The sequence below is a fragment of the Salimicrobium salexigens genome, assembly GCF_900156705.1.
Taxonomy (GTDB): domain Bacteria; phylum Bacillota; class Bacilli; order Bacillales; family Halobacillaceae; genus Salimicrobium; species Salimicrobium album.
Genome location: NZ_FTOK01000025.1, coordinates 1 through 4,605 on the forward strand (window position 1 = coordinate 1; position 4,605 = coordinate 4,605).

Sequence of the window (4,605 nt, forward strand, 5' to 3'; positions counted from 1 at the left end):
GTCCTTACAAAAAATGACCCCGGCTCAATACCGAGGTCATCTTATAGCAGCCTAGCACTTTTTATTAAACTGTCCATTTTCAGGGTTACAGTTCAAATTCCTTCTGCAGGGTTTTTTTGATATATAAAATATAGGCAGGGTGTTAAAAGCTTCCACGCCGTGAAAAAAGCCATGAGCGCATGCTCATGGCTTTTTCAGGATAGTATGCTGTTAAGTTCATCAACGATTTTATTCGTGCTCAAATCGTTTCCTGAGACTTTTCCGATTGTCTTGCCATCTTTCATAATGATTATAGCAGGCTCGTCCGTTAACGGGCGGGAGAGTTCCCGTTCATTAACTTTCTCTTTGGAGAAATTGAAGGAATAGGGAGCAGAGGCCTTGAATTCGAGCAATGCGTTCATATAGGACTTCGGAGTCCGGTTATCTTCATCAGAAACGACTATAAGGTCATAGTCATTTCCATCAGCATAAATGACATCCACAGTCGGAGCAGTTAAATGCAGGGTAAGGGTAAACAATACTATATAAATGAATAGGAAAGAGTACTTCACAGTCTGACCATCTCCTTCGCTTGTAACTCTCCCATCAACAATAACAAACAAAAAAGTTTACTCCGGGGATGTAATTAAAATGTTATGAAAAAGACACCCATTTGTAGACTCCGGTCATGTCATCGAAATTTTACAGATCGTTGTTTCTTCTGATAAGCGTCAAGAGGTTCCGTATATTTTCATAAAAATAGCACCCGGGCTAATAGCCTCGGGTGCTTAACAAATTATTTTTTCTTTCTTAAATCGACGAGTTTTTCTTCTTCTTTGAATGCTTTCATGAGTGAGAAACAGATTAGTATCAGGATGAAAGCAAACGGGAAGGCTGAAATGATGGCTGCCGTCTGAAGGGCACCTAAACCACCTTGCCATAGCAGCACAGCAGCGGCACCAGCCTGAATAATACCCCAAGTGAACTTAACTTTACGACTTGGGTTCAGGCTTCCGTTTGTCGTCTGCATACCGAGTACAAATGTTGCAGAGTCAGCTGACGTAATGAAGAAAGTACTGATCAGCAACAATCCTACAGCAGACATGATGCCTCCGAGAGGGAGGTGTTCAAGAGCTGAGAACAGGGCTACTTCCGTACCCAGTTCCGACATGTCGGAAAATACATCTATACCGTCAAAGTACTCAAGACCAATTGTAGTACCACCGAAGGCGGAGAACCACAGAGCGCCGAATACAGTCGGTACGAGCATGACACCCAGAACGAACTCACGGATAGTACGTCCCCTCGATACACGGGCGATAAACGTACCTACGAAAGGTGCCCAGGAAATCCACCATGCCCAGTAGAAGATCGTCCAGTCCTCTATCCAGGTATTATCCTGAGAGAACGGAGTCAGACGAAAACTCATGTACGGTAAGTCTCTGATATAACTGCCGAAGGAAGTGGTGAAGAAATCCATGATAAAGTTTGTAGGTCCGGCGAAAATAACGAAAATAAGCAGTAAAATCGCCAAAACGATGTTGGTGTTACTTAAATACTTAATTCCTTTGTTCAATCCTGTCATAGCAGAAATCATAAACAGGAAGGTTACTATAACGATAATGATAAGTTGAAGGAAGAAGGTATCTTCCAGACCCGGTATGGTAAACGAAAGACCGCTGGAAATCTGCAGTGCACCCAAACCGAGAGAAGTAGCGACACCGAAAATTGTAGCAAATACTGCTATGGAATCGATGGTGATCCCTATAGGGCCCTGAATTCTCTTTTCACCGAGCAAAGGTACGAGTGCCGTACTTATAACTCCAGGAGCGTTTTTTCTGAATTTGAAAAACGCAAGAGCCAGAGCCAGTATCGCGTAGACCGCCCAAGGGTGTATTCCCCAGTGGAAGAAGGTGTACTTCATGGCAGAATAAGCAGCTTCCGGTGTCTGTGCTTCCTGTCCCTCTATTGCAGGAGTGTGGAAGTGGGACAACGGTTCCGCAGCGCCCCAGAAGACGAGCCCGATACCCATACCTGCACTGAAAAGCATGGCGAACCAGGTAATGTACGGATACTCCGGTTCATCTTCCGGTTTCCCAAGTTTAAGTTTTCCATACTTGGAGAACACTAGGTATATAGCAAAAATTACAAAACTTGTAGTAGAGAGCAGATAGAACCAGCCGAACTTATCGGTAAGAAACCCCTGGATCTGCGATGTAACGTTGGACAGGTTAGCATTAGGTAGCACACTGTCCGGGACAACTCCCCATCCGATAAATAAGAACGCAATAACTACTGAAATATAGAATACTTTTGTTACTTGATTCATCAAGCTTTCATCCTTTCCTGTTTTTAATCATCATAAGTGATGATATGGTCTTCGTGCTTTTTCGTCAACAGGTGCATTTCTTCGAGCACGTCATGAAAAGACAATAATTCATAAATAAGCACTACTTCCGCGACGAAATGATGACGATATCCATACCTCTGCTCAATGTGATGTTCTCTCCATTCCCAGAGACGCTGATCGAGGTCTTCCACGAGTTTGAATTGCTCCTCACTTATTTTGTGAGTTTTGTCTGTAATCACCTGGGCATAAAGTTTCCCGAGGTACAAAATCAATTCTTTTTCGTTTTCATCAAATGAAGGTGTAGTCTCACGGGCATAAAGCATATTACCGAGCTGATACACAATCTGGTGCATCAACGATAAGTGTTCTTTCACATACACAAGCTGTTTTAGATCGCCCCTTGAGTGCCTGTGATACTTCCATTCTTCACGTTGGAAATTCAAAAGAACTTCCGTACGCTCGAGTCTGGTTGTAAGCTGACGGTGCAACCGCCTCAGGAAGGAAGTCTTCTGCCTGGATTCGTCCGTAATATCGAGCAGAATTTTACGAAGCAACTGGCTGGCGGTTCTGTTCATCATGTAAAGATTTTTCAGGATCGTAGTTGTATAGTTGGGAGGGAGTAGAAAGAAATTCACAAGAGTAGAAACGACGATACCAATAGATGTAGTACCCAACCTTACTATAAACGAAACAATTTCGTTGTCCCCGAAATCAGGGATCATGGCTATTGCAGTAATCGTTGCAACAGTAATACCGTCATCGAGATTCAGTTTATGACATATCCCAATCGTTAACATTGCTGCGAGCCCATAAGCAAGGGCTCCTTTGTCGAACATCGAATACATCATTACCGCAATCAGTGCCCCTATTGCAGCGGCCGGAAAGCGCACAGCCGCTTTCCGGATAGAGGCGACAACTGTATGTTCAATAGTCACTACAGCAGTAATGACGGCAAAAATGACAGGCAGATCGAAAAAAGAACAGATTAGTGCCGTAATAAACACCGATATCCCGGTTTTTACCGTACGCCCTCCAAACAAGTTAAACCGCTTCAAAAACTGCATCATTTGAAAAAGACCACCTTCAGATAGCGTCTCGATAAGTCACGATTCCATATTATAATACAAATCTTCTTATATTAATAGTGAATATGGGGAAACTGTACTATAATTATAGGATATTACATATTTAGACAGGAGGATTCAAAATGAAAAAATGGTTAATGGTGGCGATTTTTCTATTACTTTCAGCCTGCAGCAGCACCGGTGACGCTACGTCAGGCACCGGAGAAAGCCAGGAGAAGAATGAACAGAACCAGGAAGAGAAACAAGGAAAAGCGAAAGAGACAAGTGAAGCCGAAAAGAAAAAAGAGAAAGATGAGGAAAAACGCGAGAAGAAAGAGGAAACTGCCGGTGATAAGTATGTTCTGCAGGAAGACTGGTCATTTGCTCCGGCGGCGGAAGGCGAGAGTAAAGTAGCGCTTCTCACAATTGATGACGCTCCGGATGAGCACGCACTTGAAATGGCTAAAAAACTGAAAGAAAAAGAAGCTCCTGCTATCTTTTTTGTTAATGGCCATTTTCTGGATACTGAGGAGGAAAAGAACACACTTAAAAAGATCCACGACCTGGGTTTTCCTATCGGTAACCATACGGAAACCCATGCTTCTTTGCAGGACCTGACAGAAGAAGAGCAGTATGAACAAATTGTAGGAGTAAGTGATCAAATCGAGGAAATCATCGGAAAGCGCCCTGATTTCTTTCGCGCTCCGTTCGGGCAGAATACAGAGTACTCCGAGCAGCTCGTTAAGGAAGAGGGGATGCTCCTTATGAACTGGACATATGGCTATGACTGGAACGAGGAGTATACAGATGCCTCAAGCCTTGCTGATATTATGGTCAATACACCGTTGCTGCGTGACGGGGCTAATCTGTTAATGCACGATCGCGAATGGACGAACAAAGCTTTGAACGATATCATTTCAGGTTTAAGAGAGAAAGGTTATACATTGCTTGACCCCGCCCAGATCAAACTACCTTAAGAGGGAAGGTGCCGAATTTCAGTTTTCAGGGATTGCTTCCGCCGATTTATCATTAATAAACGGCGGAAGTTTTTTTATGAAATTCCTCCTTTAACCCTTTTTGTAAATAGAATATTTTAACCGCTTTTATTAGTATGACATTGCTTAATTGTAAAATGAAATGCAACAACGATCTATCCCCATTTTGGGTATAGAAAAAGCCATGGTACATCCGTTATGATTGAGTCGACCAAAA

At 43.0% G+C, this 4,605-nt stretch carries 4 protein-coding genes; 1 reads left to right on the forward strand and 3 read right to left on the reverse strand.

Annotated elements, in window-relative coordinates; all coding sequences use genetic code 11:
- Positions 1-194: 194 nt before the first annotated feature.
- From BW931_RS13160 to BW931_RS13170, 3 genes are all read right to left on the reverse strand, one after another.
- Positions 195-551 carry a hypothetical protein gene (locus BW931_RS13160; RefSeq protein WP_076572922.1) on the reverse strand — a complete coding sequence of 119 codons (357 nt, stop codon included), beginning with the start codon at positions 549-551 and terminating at the stop codon, positions 195-197.
- A gap of 224 nt (positions 552-775) precedes the next feature.
- Entirely contained in the window at positions 776-2,308 is a 1,533-nt protein-coding gene (locus tag BW931_RS13165; RefSeq protein WP_076572924.1) for a glycine betaine uptake BCCT transporter, read from the reverse strand.
- 23 nt (positions 2,309-2,331) lie between these two features.
- Positions 2,332-3,396 carry an FUSC family protein gene (locus tag BW931_RS13170; RefSeq protein ID WP_076572926.1) on the reverse strand — a complete coding sequence of 355 codons (1,065 nt, stop codon included), beginning with the start codon at positions 3,394-3,396 and terminating at the stop codon, positions 2,332-2,334.
- Positions 3,397-3,536: 140 nt separating this feature from the next.
- On the opposite strand from BW931_RS13170, the gene BW931_RS13175 reads away from it, so the two are divergent.
- Positions 3,537-4,370 (forward strand): polysaccharide deacetylase family protein, encoded by an 834-nt coding sequence (locus BW931_RS13175; protein WP_076572928.1) that lies wholly within the window; start codon positions 3,537-3,539, stop codon positions 4,368-4,370.
- The last annotated feature ends 235 nt before the right edge of the window (positions 4,371-4,605 follow it).

Excerpts from the sequence above, each read along its gene's own strand:
- BW931_RS13165 (WP_076572924.1), bottom strand. The coding sequence starts at position 2,308 with ATGAATCAAGTAACAAAAGTATTCTATATTTCAGTAGTTATTGCGTTC.
- BW931_RS13170 (WP_076572926.1), bottom strand. The coding sequence starts at position 3,396 with ATGATGCAGTTTTTGAAGCGGTTTAACTTGTTTGGAGGGCGTACGGTA.
- BW931_RS13175 (WP_076572928.1), top strand. The coding sequence starts at position 3,537 with ATGAAAAAATGGTTAATGGTGGCGATTTTTCTATTACTTTCAGCCTGC.